General features: G+C 69.4%; 16 protein-coding genes and 1 pseudogene. 13 read left to right on the forward strand and 4 right to left on the reverse strand.

Translation table 11 applies throughout. From position 1 onward, the window contains the following. Positions 1-146 precede the first annotated feature (146 nt). Entirely contained in the window at positions 147-818 is a 672-nt protein-coding gene (locus ACIP63_RS31430) for a response regulator transcription factor (protein WP_104790259.1), read from the reverse strand. 9 nt (positions 819-827) lie between these two features. Further along, entirely contained in the window at positions 828-1,673 is an 846-nt protein-coding gene (locus tag ACIP63_RS31435; RefSeq protein WP_401523144.1) for a RecB family exonuclease, read from the reverse strand. Between the two features lie 169 nt (positions 1,674-1,842). Here ACIP63_RS31435 and ACIP63_RS31440 point away from each other — a divergent pair, with 169 nt between their 5' ends. From ACIP63_RS31440 to ACIP63_RS31450, 3 genes are all read left to right on the forward strand, one after another. Next, entirely contained in the window at positions 1,843-3,093 is a 1,251-nt protein-coding gene (locus ACIP63_RS31440; RefSeq protein ID WP_401523147.1) for a site-2 protease family protein, read from the forward strand. Between the two features lie 41 nt (positions 3,094-3,134). Next, complete coding sequence (locus ACIP63_RS31445; protein WP_307127888.1) at positions 3,135-4,043, forward strand: tRNA (adenine-N1)-methyltransferase; 909 nt, start codon at positions 3,135-3,137, stop codon at positions 4,041-4,043. Between the two features lie 198 nt (positions 4,044-4,241). After that, a complete protein-coding gene (locus ACIP63_RS31450) occupies positions 4,242-4,838 on the forward strand; it encodes a hypothetical protein (protein WP_401522507.1) in 597 nt (198 codons plus the stop codon). A 4-nt stretch (positions 4,839-4,842) separates the two neighbouring features. On the opposite strand, the gene ACIP63_RS31455 is transcribed toward ACIP63_RS31450, so the two are convergent. Continuing rightward, the gene (locus tag ACIP63_RS31455; protein ID WP_104790263.1) at positions 4,843-5,154 is read right to left on the reverse strand and encodes a ferredoxin; all 312 of its coding nucleotides are present in this window, start codon (positions 5,152-5,154) and stop codon (positions 4,843-4,845) included. 241 nt (positions 5,155-5,395) lie between these two features. Between ACIP63_RS31455 and arc the strand changes: the two genes are divergently transcribed. From arc to prcA, 6 genes and pseudogenes are all read left to right on the forward strand, one after another. Next, positions 5,396-7,162, forward strand: coding sequence for a proteasome ATPase (arc, locus tag ACIP63_RS31460; protein ID WP_401522511.1), 1,767 nt, complete (start codon positions 5,396-5,398; stop codon positions 7,160-7,162). Positions 7,163-7,392: 230 nt separating this feature from the next. After that, a complete protein-coding gene (gene dop, locus ACIP63_RS31465; RefSeq protein WP_401522514.1) occupies positions 7,393-8,904 on the forward strand; it encodes a depupylase/deamidase Dop in 1,512 nt (503 codons plus the stop codon). A 120-nt stretch (positions 8,905-9,024) separates the two neighbouring features. Beyond that, positions 9,025-9,243, forward strand: a complete 219-nt coding sequence (locus tag ACIP63_RS31470; protein WP_104791959.1) for a ubiquitin-like protein Pup — start codon at positions 9,025-9,027, stop codon at positions 9,241-9,243. Between the two features lie 128 nt (positions 9,244-9,371). Next, positions 9,372-9,549, forward strand: a pseudogene (locus tag ACIP63_RS31475) (endonuclease domain-containing protein); the annotation flags it as partial. After that, positions 9,501-10,346 (forward strand): proteasome subunit beta, encoded by an 846-nt coding sequence (gene prcB / locus ACIP63_RS31480; protein WP_329226989.1) that lies wholly within the window; start codon positions 9,501-9,503, stop codon positions 10,344-10,346. The pseudogene ACIP63_RS31475 and the gene prcB, both read left to right, overlap by 49 nt. Before the next feature lie 55 nt (positions 10,347-10,401). Further along, on the forward strand, positions 10,402-11,256 hold the full coding sequence (gene prcA / locus ACIP63_RS31485; protein WP_401522520.1) for a proteasome subunit alpha: 855 nt from the start codon (positions 10,402-10,404) through the stop codon (positions 11,254-11,256). Positions 11,257-11,320: 64 nt separating this feature from the next. On the opposite strand, the gene ACIP63_RS31490 is transcribed toward prcA, so the two are convergent. Beyond that, a complete protein-coding gene (locus ACIP63_RS31490; RefSeq protein WP_401522523.1) occupies positions 11,321-12,349 on the reverse strand; it encodes a LacI family DNA-binding transcriptional regulator in 1,029 nt (342 codons plus the stop codon). A gap of 129 nt (positions 12,350-12,478) precedes the next feature. Here ACIP63_RS31490 and ACIP63_RS31495 point away from each other — a divergent pair, with 129 nt between their 5' ends. The 4 genes from ACIP63_RS31495 to ACIP63_RS31510 all read left to right on the forward strand — a co-directional run bounded on the left by ACIP63_RS31495 (position 12,479) and on the right by ACIP63_RS31510 (position 16,580). Beyond that, positions 12,479-13,738 carry an MFS transporter gene (locus tag ACIP63_RS31495; RefSeq protein WP_401522526.1) on the forward strand — a complete coding sequence of 420 codons (1,260 nt, stop codon included), beginning with the start codon at positions 12,479-12,481 and terminating at the stop codon, positions 13,736-13,738. Positions 13,739-13,747: 9 nt separating this feature from the next. Continuing rightward, complete coding sequence (pafA, locus tag ACIP63_RS31500; protein ID WP_401522529.1) at positions 13,748-15,109, forward strand: Pup--protein ligase; 1,362 nt, start codon at positions 13,748-13,750, stop codon at positions 15,107-15,109. Between the two features lie 120 nt (positions 15,110-15,229). Then, the gene (locus ACIP63_RS31505) at positions 15,230-16,165 is read left to right on the forward strand and encodes an FKBP-type peptidyl-prolyl cis-trans isomerase (RefSeq protein ID WP_401522532.1); all 936 of its coding nucleotides are present in this window, start codon (positions 15,230-15,232) and stop codon (positions 16,163-16,165) included. 43 nt (positions 16,166-16,208) lie between these two features. After that, positions 16,209-16,580 carry an FKBP-type peptidyl-prolyl cis-trans isomerase gene (locus ACIP63_RS31510; protein WP_401522534.1) on the forward strand — a complete coding sequence of 124 codons (372 nt, stop codon included), beginning with the start codon at positions 16,209-16,211 and terminating at the stop codon, positions 16,578-16,580. Positions 16,581-16,621 lie beyond the last annotated feature (41 nt).

A 16,621-nucleotide genomic window follows, 5' to 3' on the forward strand; every position in this document is an offset into this window, starting at 1 on the left:
GTGGGGGGGCCCCAAACCCCCGGCCCCCACCCCCTCCTGGGGGGGGGGCCCGGGGGCTTGCCCCCCGGCGGCCCCCCCCCCCCGGGCGGGGGGGGGCCCGCCCCCCGGGCCCCCCCCCCCCCCCCGTCCGTGCGTCCGCGTCCGTCTCACTGGGCGCCGGGACGCACCAGACCGCTCTCGTAGGCGTAGACGGCGGCCTGCACGCGGTCGCGCAGGCCCAGCTTCGTCAGCACATGGCCCACATGCGTCTTGACCGTGGTCTCACTCACGAACAGGTCCGCCGCGATCTCCGCGTTGGACAGCCCGCGCGCCACCAGCTTCAGCACCTCGACCTCGCGCTCGGTCAGGGTGTGCAGGGCGTCCGGGACGGGGTCCTCGCCCGACGGCAGATGGTCGGCGTACTTGTCGAGCAGCCGGCGCGTGATGCTCGGCGCCAGCATCGCCTCGCCCGCGGCGACCACCCGGATGGCCTGCACCAGCTCGTTGGCCGGCGCGTCCTTCAGCAGGAAGCCGCTGGCGCCGGCGCGCAGCGCCTCCACCACGTACTCGTCGAGGTCGAACGTCGTCAGCACCAGGACCTTCGCCGGGCCGTCCCGCCCGGGGCCCGTGATCTGGCGGGTCGCCTCGACCCCGTCCATCCGCGGCATCCGGATGTCCATGAGCACGACATCGGGCTGCAGCGCCCGCACCTGATCGATGGCCTGCAGACCGTCGCCGGCCTCACCGACCACCGCCAGATCGCCCTCCGCCTCCAGGATCATCCGGAAACCGGTGCGCAGCAGTGGTTGGTCATCGACGAGCAGGACGCGGATAGCCACGTAATCTCCTTAAGGGCCTTCGAGGGCCGCGGGGCGGCCGGCCTCGGACCGGACCGGCTCCATTCTGCCCTGCACAGCCTCCACCGATTCGGGCGGGCGCACGGACAGCGGATAGACCGGGGGAGTCCCGCCGAATTCCGGGCAGACCGACCGGTGGTCGCACCAGCCGCACAGCTTCGTCGGCCTTGGCCGCCACTCGCCCGTCTCGGTGGCGAGCCGGATCGCCTCCCACAGCGCGAGCAGCTTGCGCTCCACCCGCTCGAGGTCCGCCGGAACGGGGTCGTAGGTCAGCACGTCACCGCTGCCGAGATAGACGAGCTGGAGCCGGCGCGGGACCACGTTCTTCAGGCGCCACACCACCAGGGCGTAGAACTTCATCTGGAACAGCGCGCCCTCCGCGTACTCCGGCCGGGGCGCCTTGCCCGTCTTGTAGTCCACGATGCGGACGTCACCCGTCGGGGTCACGTCCACGCGGTCGATCACGCCACGCAGTCTCAGCCCCGAATCCAGCTCCGTCTCGACGAACAGCTCCCGCTCCGCAGGCTCCAGGCGGGTCGGGTCCTCCAGCGAGAACCACCGCTCCACGAGCCGCTCCGCCTCACCGAGCCACCCCGCGAGCCGCTCTCCCTCCGGATCCCCCTCGAAGAGCTCCGTCAGCTCGGGCTTCGACTCCAGCAGCCGGTCCCACTGGCCCGGGATCAGCGCCTTGGCCCTCGGCGCCGTACGGTCCGCCGCCGGGGCGTCGAACAGACGCTCAAGCACCGCATGCACCAGCGTGCCCCGGGTAGCAGCCTCACTGGGCTTCTCCGGGAGCTTGTCGATGACCCGGAAGCGGTACAGCAGGGGGCACTGCATGAAATCGCTCGCGCGCGACGGCGACAGGGACGAGGGTGGCTGAGGCGGGCGCGGTACGGACGTCATGTCGCAGACCCTACGGCCCGCCACTGACACCAGCGGCATACCATCGACGACAGAGCTCGCACACAGCATGATCGTGGCAGAAGCCACCGACCGAAGGGACCCCGTGGACGAGAGCGGCGACAGCGGGCGCCCGCAGCCCGGCGCAGGGGACAAAAACCCCGGCACCGGACCGGACAAGGGCAAACCGCGACGCCCGGCAGACCCGGGAGGCGGCCTCCTGATGGGGCGCCCCTTCGGCGTGCCCGTGTACGTCGCACCCAGCTGGTTCGTCGTCGCGGCGCTGATCACATGGGTCTTCGGAGGACAGCTCGACCGCGTCCTGCCGGAACTCGGCGGGGCCCGCTACCTGGTCGCGCTCTTCTTCGCGATCGCCTTCTACGCGTCCGTGCTCGTCCACGAGCTCGCCCACACCGTCGCCGCCCTGCGCTACAAGCTGCCGGTGCGCCGCATCCAGCTCCAGTTCTTCGGCGGCGTCTCCGAGATCGAGAAGGAGACCGAGACCCCCGGCCGCGAGTTCGTCCTCGCCTTCGTGGGCCCCCTGCTCTCCCTCGTCCTCGGCGGTGTCTTCTACGTCCCGCTCCAGTTCGTCGAAGCGGGCACCGTCCCCGGCGTGCTCCTCGCCGGGCTGATGGTCTCCAACCTCATCGTCGCCGCCTTCAACCTGCTGCCCGGCCTCCCCCTGGACGGCGGACGCATGCTCCGCGCGGTCGTCTGGAAGATCACGGGCAAGCCGATGAGCGGCACCATCGCCGCCGCGTGGGTCGGCCGTGGCCTGGCCATCACCGTCTTCGTCGGCCTCCCGCTGCTCACCCACACCGGCGCCCTCGGCAACGCCACCGGTGAGATCAGCGGGTTCGAGACCGTCACCGACGCCCTCCTCGCGGCGATCCTCGCGGCGATCATCTGGACCGGCGCCGGGAACAGCCTGCGGACGGCCCGGCTCCGTGAGCATCTCCCCGAACTCCGTGCCCGTACCCTCACCCGGCGTGCCGTGCCCGTGGAGTCCGCCACCCCGCTCTCCGAGGCACTCCGCCGCGCCAACGAGGCGGGCGCCCGCGCCCTCGTCGTCGTCGACGGCCAGGGCAGCCCTAAGGGCGTCGTCCGGGAGGCGGCCATCGCCGGCGTCCCCGAACACCGCAGGCCCTGGGTGGCCGTCAGCGGCCTCGCCCAGGACCTCACGGACGGTATGAAGGTCCCGGCCGAACTCGCGGGCGAGGCCCTGCTGGACCGGCTGAAGGCCACCCCGGCCACCGAGTACCTCGTGGTCGAGGAGACCGGCGAGATCTACGGGGTCCTCTCCACCGCCGACGTGGAGCGCGCCTTCATCAAGGCCATGGCCCGTCCCCCGGCCTGACGCCCGGGAAGCGGCCACCGAAATACCGGTAGGCTGGTCACATGTCCGAACCGACCGGTGCCGCCCGCCGTCGCGGCCCATTCAAAGTCGGGGACCAGGTCCAGCTCACCGACCCCAAGGGACGCCACTACACCTTCACGCTCGAGGCCGGAAAGAATTTCCACACCCACAAGGGTTCTTTCCCGCACGACGAGCTGATCGGTGCTCCCGAGGGCAGTGTTGTCCGAACCACGGGAAACGTCGCCTATCTCGCGCTGCGTCCCCTGCTCCCCGACTACGTCCTGTCCATGCCCCGCGGTGCCGCCGTGGTCTACCCGAAGGACGCGGGCCAGATCCTCGCCTTCGGTGACATCTTCCCCGGTGCGCGCGTCGTCGAAGCCGGCGTCGGCTCGGGTGCGCTGAGCACCTTCCTGCTGCGCGCCATCGGCGAGCAGGGCATGCTGCACTCCTACGAGCGCCGCGAGGACTTCGCCGAGATCGCCCAGCAGAACGTCGAGCGCTACTTCGGCTCGCCGCACCCGGCCTGGCAGCTCACCGTCGGCGACCTCCAGGACAACCTCTCGGACACCGACGTCGACCGTGTCGTCCTCGACATGCTCGCCCCGTGGGAGTGCCTCGAGGCCGTCTCCAAGGCCCTGGTGCCCGGCGGCATCCTCTGCGCGTACGTCGCGACCACCACCCAGCTCTCGCGGACCGTCGAGTCCATCCGTGAGATCGGCTGCTTCGCGGAACCGCAGCCGTGGGAGTCGATGATCCGCAACTGGCACGTCGAAGGCCTGGCCGTCCGCCCCGACCACCGGATGATCGGCCACACCGGCTTCCTCGTCACCGCCCGCCGTCTCGCGGACGGCGTCGAGCCTCCGCTGCGCCGCCGCCGCCCGTCCAAGGGCGCCTACGGCGACGACTACGACGGTCCCGGCAGCCGGAGCGGCTCCGCCACCCGCGACTGACCCGTACAACGCGAAGGCGCCGCCGCCGAGTTCCCGGACCGACCCGGGAGCCCGGCGGGGGCGCCTTTTCCGTCGGCCGCGACGACCCCGCCGTTCCCCTCGGGTGTGAGGTGTGGCACGATGCTGGCCACCCCCCGCCCGCCGACATCCGTTCGGCACCGCCTATCCAGGCACCAGGAACCACAGGAGACATACCGCGTGCAGACCTCCGCGCTCCCGGACCTCGCGCACACCGACGCCAAGCCGGTGCACTGGCTCGCCACGGCGACGGCGATGGCCGCGGTCGTCGCCGCCGCGGGCCTGCTCCAGCCGGAGGCGGCCACCGCGACGGCCTCCGCGTCCGAGCACCGCGTCACGACGCAGCACGGGAGTGCGCCCGTCGCGAAGGCGCCCGACCCGGCCCAGGTCGCCTTTCCGCTCGACTGCGGCGCCGCCGGACACACCGTGGCCGAAAGCGCACCCGGGGACCTCGACGGGGACGGCGGCCCCGAGACCGTGGCGGTCGTGCGCTGCGCCGCGGGGTCGGGTACCCCGCCCAGCGGCATCTACGTCGTGACACAGCCGAGCGGGGCCGCACCCCGGGTCGTGGCGACCCTGGTGGACCCCGCTGAGAAACTCAACGTCACCGACTTCACCGTCCGTGACGGCCGTGTGTCGGCGACCCTGCTCGGCTACTCCTCGGCCGATGTGCCCCGCTGCTGCCCCGACGAGCTGGAGAGCGCCTCCTGGCAGTGGAAGGGCAACGCGTTCATCAAGTCGGCCGGCCCCGCGGGCTCCACCGCGCGAGGCGTCTGAGCCGTCACTCCGCGTCGGGCCCGAAGACCTCTACATTGTCCGAAACGCGACGTACATGAATACAGTCGCCCGGGCATTCCTTGGCCGAGTCCACGACGTCCTGGAGGAGAGGCAGCGGCACCGGTGTGGTGGCTCCCTTGTCCTGGAGGAGCTCGTCCTCGTCGCTCTTGACGTACGCCAGACCGTCGATGTCCAGCTCGAACACCTCGGGTGCGTACTGCACGCAGATGCCGTCGCCCGTACAGAGATCCTGGTCGATCCAGACCTCGAGGTCCTGCGTGTCGCTGTCGCCCGGAGCGTCCTGCTGCACGGTCATGTGTCCTGCCGTTCCCTGCGTATCTGCACCAATTGAAGCCAGCCCTGACGGGTGTTGAACGCTTCGACGATACAACCGGCTGCTTTCCGGTGCCGAAGGGTGGGTATTCCCTTGGCGTGAGGGAGAGCGCAAGGGTGAAGATCGGACAGACTCCCGGGTCTTTGTGATCTAGGGGTTTCAATCATCACCCACCCAGGTAGGGTCAGGAAGCGTCCAGCTCCCCTTGGAGGAGGTGAGGACCGTGGCAGCCCACGACGACGACATCAACCGCGGCAACCGGCCCGGGCGAGGGTCTGAGGACCCAGCCGGCCAGGTCGCCTATCTCGAGCAGGAAATCGCCGTCCTGCGACGTAAGCTCGCCGACTCTCCGCGTCATACGAGGATTCTCGAAGAGCGGATCGTCGAGTTGCAGACCAACCTGGCAGGCGTGTCCGCGCAGAACGAGCGGCTCGCCAACACACTCCGGGAGGCCCGCGACCAGATCGTGGCCCTCAAGGAGGAGGTCGACCGGCTCGCGCAGCCGCCGGCCGGCTTCGGTGTCTTCCTGCAGGCCAACGAGGACGACACCTGCGACATCTTCACCGGGGGCCGCAAGCTCCGGGTGAACGTCAGTCCGAGCGTCGAGCTCGAGGGCCTCCGGCGAGGCCAGGAGGTCATGCTCAACGAGGCGCTCAACGTGGTCGAGGCCATGGAATTCGAGCGGGCCGGGGACATCGTCACCCTCAAGGAGATCCTCGAGGACGGCGAGCGCGCCCTGGTCATCGGGCACACCGACGAGGAACGGGTGGTGAGGCTCGCCGAGCCCCTGCTGGACATCACCATCCGCCCCGGCGACGCCCTCCTGCTCGAACCCAGGTCCGGCTACGTCTACGAAGTGGTCCCCAAGAGCGAGGTCGAGGAGCTCGTTCTCGAAGAGGTCCCGGACATCGACTACAACAAGATCGGCGGTCTGGGCGACCAGATCGAACTGATCCGCGACGCGGTCGAGCTCCCGTACCTCCACCCGGACCTCTTCAAGGAGCACGAACTCCGCCCGCCGAAGGGCATCCTGCTCTACGGTCCTCCCGGCTGCGGCAAGACGCTCATCGCCAAGGCCGTCGCCAACTCGCTGGCCAAGAAGGTCGCCGAGGTCACGGGACAGCCCGCGGGGAAGAGCTACTTCCTCAATATCAAGGGCCCCGAGCTCCTCAACAAGTACGTCGGCGAGACCGAGCGGCACATCCGCCTCGTCTTCCAGCGTGCCCGGGAGAAGGCGAGCGAGGGCACCCCCGTCATCGTCTTCTTCGACGAGATGGAATCCCTCTTCCGCACCCGTGGTTCCGGTGTCAGCTCGGACGTGGAGAACACCATCGTCCCCCAGCTGCTCGCCGAGATCGACGGTGTGGAGGGCCTGGAGAACGTCATCGTCATCGGTGCCTCCAACCGTGAGGACATGATCGACCCCGCGATCCTGCGGCCCGGCCGTCTCGATGTGAAGATCAAGATCGAGCGTCCGGACGCGGAGGCCGCGAAGGACATCTTCGCGAAGTACCTCACGCCCTCGCTGCCGCTGCACTCGGACGACCTGTCCGAGCACACCGGGTCGAGGGAGGCCGCCGCCCACGCGATGATCCAGTCCGTCGTGGAGCGGATGTACACGGAGTCCGAGGAGAACCGCTTCCTCGAGGTCACCTACGCGAACGGCGACAAGGAAGTCCTGTACTTCAAGGACTTCAACTCCGGAGCGATGATTCAGAACATCGTGGACCGGGCAAAGAAAATGGCCATCAAGGCATTCCTCGAGCAGGGCCAGAAGGGCCTGCGCGTCTCCCACCTCCTCCAGGCCTGCGTGGACGAGTTCAAGGAGAACGAGGACCTGCCCAACACGACCAACCCGGACGACTGGGCCAGGATTTCCGGAAAGAAGGGCGAGCGGATCGTGTTCATCCGCACACTCGTCACCGGAAAGCAGGGCGCAGACACCGGTCGTTCCATCGACACGGTGGCAAATACCGGACAGTACCTGTAAAACGCAGACCGGCTGCGGATGCCCGGCAGGGTATCCGCAGCCGGCCGTTTTCCCGGCAGCTCCGGCCACACCCGAACAATGACGTAATTGATCTCCCCACCGGCGCAGAGGCGCTCTAGGCTCAGCCGTACTACCGCCGAGTCGCGCAGTGCGGGGACGGGCACCGCGGACCAGCAGCGGTACTTGAGCGCCGCTCCCGGACGGGAGCGACGCCGGGCAAGGAGGGCCGCATGACCGTACGGCGAGTGATGGGCATCGAGACGGAGTACGGGATCTCCGTCCCCGGTCAACCCAACGCCAATGCCATGCTCACCTCGTCCCAGATCGTCAACGCCTACGCGGCGGCGATGCACCGGGCGCGCCGCGCCCGCTGGGACTTCGAGGAGGAGAACCCGCTGCGCGACGCGCGAGGCTTCGACCTCGCCCGTGAGACCGCGGACTCCAGCCAGCTCACCGACGAGGACATCGGCCTCGCCAATGTCATCCTCACCAACGGTGCGCGGCTGTACGTCGACCACGCGCACCCCGAATACAGCTCACCGGAGATCACCAATCCGCTGGACGCGGTGCTCTGGGACAAGGCCGGCGAGCGGGTGATGGCGGAGGCGGCCGAACGGGCGGCCGCGATCCCGGGCGCCCAGCCGATCCATCTGTACAAGAACAACACCGACAACAAGGGCGCGTCCTACGGCACGCACGAGAACTACCTGATGAAGCGGGAGACCCCCTTCTCGGACATCGTGCGCCATCTGACCCCGTTCTTCGTCTCCCGCCAGGTCGTCACCGGTGCGGGCCGGGTCGGCATCGGCCAGGACGGCCACGAGCACGGATTCCAGATCAGTCAGCGCGCCGACTACTTCGAGGTCGAGGTCGGCCTGGAGACGACCCTCAAGCGCCCCATCATCAACACCCGCGACGAACCGCACTCCGACGCCGAGAAGTACCGCAGGCTGCATGTGATCATCGGCGACGCGAACCTTTCCGAGATCTCGACGTATCTGAAGCTCGGCACCACCTCGCTGGTCCTGGCCATGATCGAGGACGGCTTCATCAATGTCGACCTGGCGGTGGACCAGCCGGTCCGCACGCTCCACCAGGTCTCGCACGACCCGACACTGAAGCAGCTGATCACGCTCCGTAGCGGCCGGACACTCACCGCGGTGCAGCTGCAGATGGAGTACTTCGAGCTGGGCCGCAAGTACGTCGAGGAGCGGTACGGGGCGGACGCGGACGAGCAGACCAAGGATGTCCTGGCCCGCTGGGAGGACACCCTGAACCGCCTGGAGAACGACCCGATGAGCCTCTCGGGCGAGCTGGACTGGATCGCCAAGCGGGAGCTCATGGAGGGCTACCGGCGTCGTGACGGCCTGGACTGGGACGCGCCGCGCCTGCACCTGGTGGACCTCCAGTACGCCGACGTACGGGCCGACAAGGGCCTGTACAACCGCCTGGCGGCCCGGGGGAAGATCAAGCGGCTCCTCGACGAGAGCGACGTCGAGAGGGCCCGTACGAAGCCTCCCGAGGACACCAGGGCCTATTTCCGGGGCCGCTGCCTGGAGCAGTACGCGGACGACGTCGCCGCGGCCTCCTGGGACTCGGTCATCTTCGATCTGCCCGACCGTGACTCGCTGCAACGGGTTCCCACGATGGAACCGTTGCGGGGTACACGCGCCCACGTCAAGGACCTCCTGGACCGCTGCCGCACGGCGGAAGAGCTGGTCCGGACGCTGACGGGGGGCTGAAAGGCCTCCCGGCTGGGAATCAATCAGATGACCTCCGGACGTTGAGGAAAGTACCGGGCCAATGTCGGACCCCGTAGGTAGGGTCTGATCAAGTGCTTCGAACCGAGCGGGGTGAGCTACATGGCGACCAAGGACACCGGCGGCGGACAGCAGAAGGCGACGCGTTCCACCGAGGAGACCGAGGAGCAGGCGCAGGACGCGCAGGCGTCCGAGGACCTTGCGGAGCGACAGGAGAAGCTCAGCGAGGACGTGGACGACGTCCTGGACGAGATCGACGACGTGCTCGAGTCCAACGCCGAAGATTTCGTTCGATCGTTCGTTCAAAAGGGCGGCGAGTAACAGCCGGATTCCCGGCCGGACCGTTCGCCGGCGGGCTCGCGCCGCCGGCAGGCGATTTCCGTGGGACGCCCTCGCCCGCACCGGGCGTCACCGGGGGCGTCCCACGGAAGTGCCTCCGCACCCGGGATCATGTTGATCACCGTCACAGGACGGGTAGGGTCCGTGGCGTACTGCTTCAACTGCAATTCGGCCATCGGCAAGTTGGGGGATGATCCTGACTCCTTGCGCAGGGCCATCGCATACCTGGAGGGAAACGCGTGGAAGCCAACACTCGTAGCACCGGGCGTCTACCAGCTGCGTTCCTGACGCCGGGTTCGTCCTCGTTCATGGACTTCCTGTCCGACCACTCACCCGAGATCCTTCCCGGCAACCGCAGCCTGCCGCCGCTGCAGGGCGCGATCGAGGCGCCGCACGGCACGACCATCGTGGCGGCCTCGTTCCCCGGCGGAGTGGTGCTGGCCGGTGACCGGCGGGCGACCATGGGGAACATGATCGCGCAGCGCGACATCGAGAAGGTGTTCCCGGCCGACGAGTACTCGGCGGTGGGGATCGCCGGCACGGCGGGTCTCGCCGTGGAGATGGTCAAGCTGTTCCAGCTGGAGCTGGAGCACTTCGAGAAGGTCGAGGGCGCCACGCTCTCCCTGGAGGGCAAGGCCAACCGGCTCTCCACGATGATCCGCAGCAACCTGGCGATGGCCATGCAGGGCCTGGCGGTCGTCCCGCTGTTCGCCGGGTACGACGTCGACCGCGAGAAGGGCCGGATCTTCTCGTACGACGTGACCGGCGGCCGTTCCGAGGAGCGCGGCTACGCGGCCACCGGCTCCGGCTCGGTCTTCGCGCGCGGGTCGATGAAGAAGCTGTTCCGCGACGACCTGACGGAGGAGCAGACACTCACGCTGGTCGTGCAGGCACTGTACGACGCGGCCGACGACGACTCGGCGACCGGTGGCCCGGACGTGGCCCGCCGGATCTACCCGATCGTCACCGTCATCACCGACGAGGGCTTCCGCAGGCTGGACGACGCGGAATCCTCGGAGATCGCGCGCGCGATCCTGGAGCGCCGGCTCGAGCAGCCCGACGGCCCCCGCGCCGCGCTGCTCTGACCGGCCCGATGCTTCTCCGATGCACTCGTCACTGACAGAAAGGGACGGATAGCCGGTGTCGACGCCGTTCTATGTCTCACCCCAGCAGGCCATGGCCGACCGGGCGGAATACGCCCGGAAGGGCATCGCCCGTGGTCGCAGCCTGGTTGTGCTGCAGTACGCCGACGGCATTGTGTTCGTCGGCGAGAACCCGTCCCGCGCGCTGCACAAGTTCAGCGAGATCTACGACCGGATCGGCTTCGCCGCCGCCGGCAAATACAACGAGTACGAGAACCTCCGCATCGGCGGTGTGCGCTACGCCGATCTGCGGGGATACACCTACGACCGCGACGACGTGACGGCCCGTGGGCTGGCCAACGTCTACGCCCAGACGCTCGGCACCATCTTCTCCAGCGCCGCCGAGAAGCCCTACGAGGTGGAGCTGGTGGTCGCCGAGGTCGGCGCCGGGCCCGAGGGCGACCAGATCTACCGGCTGCCGCACGACGGTTCGATCGTGGACGAGCACGGCTCCGTCGCGGTCGGCGGGAACGCCGAGCAGATCAGCAGCTTCCTGGACCAGCGCCACCGCGACGGGATGTCGCTCGCCGAGGCGCTGAAGCTGGCCGTCCAGGCGCTGTCCCGCGAGGCCAACGGCAACGAGCGGGAGATCCCCGCCGAGCGGCTCGAGGTCGCGGTCCTGGACCGCACGAGGCCGCAGCAGCGCAAGTTCAAGCGGATCGTCGGCCGGCAGCTGACCAGGCTGCTGGACGCGGACGGTGCGGGGGCGACCCCCACGGACGCCCCGTCCGACACGGAGGAGCCCGAGGGCGGCTCCACCCCGGCCGCCGGCACCCCCGAGAAGGGTGCCGACGCCCCCGAGAAGGGCACCGACGGGCCCGAGAAGGGCACGGGCGACGCCCCGAAGGAGTAACCGGTACGGGAAGATCTCCGGGCGGAGCCCTCCGGCCGTCGTACGCGGCGGCCGGAGGGCTCCGTCATGCGGTGGCCGGGGGTGCGGTGGAGCCCCGTACCACCAGGCGGACGGGGAGGTCGTGGTGGACCGCGGGGCGGCCCTCCAGGACGGCCAGCAGTGCTGTCATGCCGCGCTCACCCACCTGCTCGGCCGGGAGGCGCACGGTGGTGAGCTCCGGCTCCACCGCCGCGGCGAGCGCGAGGTCGTCGAAACCGGTCACGGAGATGTCGTCGGGCACCCGCAGCCCCCGTCTGCGCACCGCCTTGCAGGCGCCGGCGGCCAGGATGTCGTCGTCACAGACGATGGCCGTCGGCAGTGGGCCGGGGGAGGCCAGGACCCTCTCGGTGGCCTCGCGCCCGGACCGTACGTCCAGCGGGGCGGTGACGGTGCGCAGGACGGCGCCGGGGACGTCACGCACGGCCTCCCGCAGCGCCCGGGCACGCACCGCGAAGGTCCAGGTGTCCACGGCGGAGGCGAGGTGCGTGATCCGGCGGTGGCCGAGGCCGAGCAGATGGCCCGTCACCTGGCGCATGCCGTCCGCGATGTCCAGATTCACGCGCGCCGCGGCCCCGGGGTCCTCGGGATCGCTGTCCAGCATCACCAGCGGCAGGTCCGCGCCCCTCAGCGCCCCCAGGGCGTCCGCCGCCATCGACGAGGCGATCACCCCGTCGAGCGCCGCGCGGGCCGAGGCGAACGGGTCCCTGGCGGGACCGGTGCCGTCGGGGGACGGGTAGAGGACCACGCCGAAGTCGTGCTCGGCGGCGACGGCGGCGGCCCCCGTGTACACCCGGGCGAAGAACTCGTTGGTGAGCGCCGGGACGACGAGGAGGGCGGTGCGGGTGTGGCCCAGCCGGAGACTGCGGGCCGCGAAATTCGGCCGGTAGCCGAGGTCCCTGGCGCTGACGCGGACCCGTTCGGCGGTGGCCGTGGAGACCCGGCCGCGCCATTTGTCTCCGAGTACGAGCGAGACCGTCGCCTGCGAGACGCCCGCCGCCCGGGCCACGTCACGGCTGGTGGGCCGTGGTGGGGAGGGCTGCTGGGTGCTGCTCACTCGTGCCTCCGTGCTGGGCCGGTCGGATCGTGGCGGGATGGACTCCCGGGCTGCCCACATGGTACGTATGAGCGTCGAAGTTATACGTAAAACCCCAGGGTGTGGCACCGCTGGGGGAGAGGGGCGGACATGGCCGCGGGGTACATGGACATCCTCCGGACGCGGCACGCCGCCCGGCTGCTCACGGGAACGCTGGTGGGGCGGCTGCCGAACGGCACGGCCCCCATCGCGATCGTCCTGTTCACCCGCGCGGAGGGCGGCAGCTACACGCTGGCCGGCGCCCTCGCGGCGGCGTACGGACTCGCCACAGCGGTGGGGCAGCCCCTGCTGGGCCGGGCCGTGGACCTGTACGGCCAGCCGCGTGTCCAGCTCCCCGCGGCGGTCGTCTCCGCGCTCGGCATGGCCGTGCTCGCCCTCATCGGCCTGGCCTCGCTCCCGGCCGCCTACGCGGCGGTCGTCGTGGCCGGCCTGTTCACGCCGCCGTTGGAGGGCGGCCTGCGCGCCCTGTGGCCGACGGTCCTGGGCCGGGAGGACCGGGTGCACCGCGCGTACGCCATGGACGCGGTGGCCCAGGAGATCATGTTCACCGTGGGGCCGCTCCTCGTGACGGTCCTGGTGTCGCTCCTGTCGCCCGCCGCCGCACTCCTGGTCATCAACGCCATCGGCGTGCTGGGTGCGCTGTCCGTCGTCCTGTCCGAGCCCTCCAGGGTGTGGCGCTCGGCGCCCCGCGAGGCGCACTGGCTGGGCGCCCTTCGCTCGCCCGGACTGCTCGCCCTGCTCGGCGCCTTCTTCTTCGTCGGGCTCGCGCTCGGCTCCATCACGGTGGCCGGTGTCGCCTACGCCGACGACCAGGGTCAGGAGTCCGTGTACGGCTGGCTGATGGCCGCGCTCGGCCTCGGCGCGCTGATCGGTGGAGCGGTCTACGGGGCGCGGCAGTGGGCCGGCGCGCCCGAGCGCAGGCTGCGGATCATCGTCGCCCTGCTGGCGCTGGGCTATCTGCCGCTGACGCTGACGCCCGGCGTGCCCGCCATGACCGCTCTGGCGGCCCTCGCCGGAGTGTTCCTCGCCCCGGCGATCGCGTGCTCGTTCATCGTCGTGGACCGGCACGCGCCGCAGGGCACGGTGACCGAGGCGTTCTCCTGGCTCGTGACGACCTTCGGGGTGGGCGCGGCGGCCGGAACGGCGGTGGCGGGCCCGGCCGTCGAGCTCGGCGGGACGGCGTGGAGTTTCGCCGTCGCCGGGGCCGGTGGAGTGGCGGCGCTGCTGGTTCTGCTGGCCACCGGAAGGGTCCTCGCAGCTCCCGGGCGTACGCCCGCGGTTGTGGCCGGTTCGGAAAATGATCGAAACGGTGCTGCCGAACCCGGTTTCAGCTCAGGCCATAAGGCGTAATGTTCAGTCATGGACCGCCGCATTTTCGGGCTGGAGAACGAGTACGGCGTCACGTGCACGTTCAGGGGACAGCGCCGACTGTCACCTGACGAAGTGGCGCGCTACCTCTTCCGCCGTGTTGTGTCATGGGGCCGCAGCAGCAATGTCTTCCTGCGGAACGGCGCCCGCCTGTACCTCGACGTGGGATCGCATCCGGAATACGCGACACCCGAATGCGACAACGTGACCGAACTGGTCACGCACGACAAGGCGGGCGAGCGCATTCTCGAAGGCCTGCTCGTCGACGCCGAACGCCGCCTGCACGAGGAGGGAATCGCGGGCGACGTCTATCTCTTCAAGAACAACACCGACTCGGCTGGAAACTCCTACGGGTGCCACGAGAACTACCTCGTGGCCCGGCACGGAGAATTCTCCCGGCTCGCGGACATCCTCATTCCGTTCCTCGTCACCCGGCAGCTGATCTGTGGTGCCGGCAAGGTGCTGCAGACGCCGCGCGGAGCCGTCTACTGCGTGAGCCAGCGGGCCGAGCACATCTGGGAGGGCGTCAGCTCCGCGACGACGCGCTCCCGTCCCATCATCAACACCCGGGACGAACCGCACGCCGACGCGGAGCGGTACCGCCGCCTCCACGTCATCGTCGGTGACTCCAACATGTCCGAGACGACCATGCTGCTCAAGGTCGGCGCCACCGATCTCGTGCTGCGCATGATCGAGGCGGGCACCGTGATGCGCGACCTGACCCTGGAGAACCCGATCCGGGCGATCCGCGAGGTCAGCCACGACATCACGGGACAGCGCAAGGTGCGCCTGGCCAGCGGCCGCGAGGCGTCCGCCATCGAGGTCCAGCGGGAGTACTACGAGAAGGCCGTCGACTTCGTCGAACGCCGTGGCATCCGCACCGGCACCGTCGACCAGGTCCTCGAGCTGTGGGGCCGCACGCTGGACGCCATCGAGGCCGAGGACCTCGACCGGATCGGCACCGAGATCGACTGGGTCATGAAGTACAAGCTCATCGAGCGGTACCGGGCCAAGCACAACATGACCATGTCGAATCCGCGGGTCGCCCAGATAGACCTCGCCTACCACGACATCCACCGGCGTCGTGGGCTCTACTACCTCCTGGAGCGCAAGGGCCAGGCCGCCCGCATCTGCAACGACATGAAGATCTTCGAGGGCAAGTCGGTGCCCCCGCAGACGACCAGGGCGCGGCTGCGCGGCGACTTCATCCGGCGGGCCCAGGAGCAGCGGCGGGACTTCACCGTCGACTGGGTCCATCTCAAGCTCAACGACCAGGCGCAGCGCACCGTGCTGTGCAAGGACCCCTTCCGTTCCGTCGACGAGCGGGTGGAGAAGCTGATCGCGGGCATGTGACCCGGACAGGAATGTCCTGCCTCGCATGTGACCGGGCCCCGTACGTTCCTCGTACGGGGCCCTTCCGTCCGCCTAGAGTGTCGGGGACCATTCACGTGCCGTCTGAGATCTGAGGAACCAGTGCGCCGACTTGCCGGCCTTCTCGTCGTCCCCCTACTGCTGCTGTCCACGGCGGCATGCGGCGACGACAAGGCCTCCGACTCCGCCTCGACCGAGAAGGGCGTTCCCGCGATCACCGCGGGCGCGAAGTTCGGCGAGAAGCCCACTCTGTCGAAGGGTGAGGGGGATCCTCCCAAGGAACTGAAGACCGACGTCATCAGTGAGGGTGACGGCGCGAAGCTCAAGAACGGCGACGCGATCCAGGTCAACTACCTCGGGCAGGCGTGGGACTCCACCAAGCCCTTCGACAACAGCTTCGACCGCAAGCAGCCCTTCGACCTGACGCTCGGTGCGGGCATGGTCATCCAGGGCTGGGACAAGGGGCTCGTCGGCCAGAAGGTCGGGAGCCGCGTCGAGTTGGTCATCCCGCCGAGCCTCGGCTACGGCGAGCAGGGCCAGGGCGACATCAAGCCCAACGCCACCCTCGTCTTCGTCGTCGACGTCGTGAAGGCGACGCAGATCCCGAAGTCCGCCGAGGGCACAGCCGTCGCCCAGGACAACATCGACCTGCCGAAGGTCGGGACCAAGACCGACGGCAAGGCGCCGACCGTCACGATCCCCAAGAGCGACCCGCCGAAGAAGCTGGTCTCCAACTACGTACTGGAGTCCAAGGGCGCGGTCATCAAGGAGACCGACAGCGTCGTCGTGAACTACGTGGGTCTGCTCTGGAAGGGCAGCAAGGCCTTCGACAGCACCTACCAGACCGGCAAGACCCAGACCTTCCCGCTCGCCCAGGTCACCCTCAAGGGTCTCAAGAACGGTCTGGTCGGCAAGAAGGTCGGCAGCCGTGTGCTGCTCGTCATCCCGCCGGACCAGGCCTTCGGTGACGAGGCCCAGCAGTCCATCCCCGGGAAGTCCACTCTCGTCTTCGCCGTGGACATCCTGACAAAGATGTAAGACTGTCCCGGTTGCCCAGTTCACAGTCAAGAGGAGCAGTTCAGTGAGCATCGACAAGCCCGAGATCGACTTCCCGGGTGGCGAGCCTCCGGCCGACCTGGAGATCAAGGAAATCTGGGAGGGCGACGGACCGGTGGCCCAGGCGGGTCAGACCGTCTCCGTGCACTACGTCGGTGTGGCCTTCTCCACCGGCGAGGAGTTCGACGCCTCGTGGAACCGCGGCACCCCGCTGCAGTTCCAGCTCGGTGCCGGCCAGGTCATCGCGGGCTGGGACCAGGGTGTCCAGGGCATGAAGGTCGGCGGCCGTCGCCAGCTGACCATCCCCGCCCACCTCGCCTACGGTGACCGTGGCGCGGGCGGCGCGATCGCCCCGGGCGAGACGCTGATCTTCGTCTGCGACCTCGTCGGCGTCTGATCCGTCCGTCTACAGCAGTCAGGGCCCGTGCCGCAAGGCAC

It is taken from the genome of Streptomyces sp. NPDC088746 (genome assembly GCF_044751065.1).
In the GTDB taxonomy this organism is placed as follows: Bacteria; Actinomycetota; Actinomycetes; order Streptomycetales; family Streptomycetaceae; genus Streptomyces.

Coding starts and splice junctions, on each gene's coding strand:
- dop (WP_401522514.1), top strand. CDS start 7,393: ATGACCGTACGGCGAGTGATGGGCATCGAGACGGAGTACGGGATCTCC.
- ACIP63_RS31435 (WP_401523144.1), bottom strand. CDS start 1,673: ATGCAGTGCCCCCTGCTGTACCGCTTCCGGGTCATCGACAAGCTCCCG.
- pafA (WP_401522529.1), top strand. CDS start 13,748: ATGGACCGCCGCATTTTCGGGCTGGAGAACGAGTACGGCGTCACGTGC.
- ACIP63_RS31455 (WP_104790263.1), bottom strand. CDS start 5,154: ATGACCGTGCAGCAGGACGCTCCGGGCGACAGCGACACGCAGGACCTC.
- ACIP63_RS31470 (WP_104791959.1), top strand. CDS start 9,025: ATGGCGACCAAGGACACCGGCGGCGGACAGCAGAAGGCGACGCGTTCC.
- ACIP63_RS31495 (WP_401522526.1), top strand. CDS start 12,479: ATGGCCGCGGGGTACATGGACATCCTCCGGACGCGGCACGCCGCCCGG.
- ACIP63_RS31445 (WP_307127888.1), top strand. CDS start 3,135: ATGTCCGAACCGACCGGTGCCGCCCGCCGTCGCGGCCCATTCAAAGTC.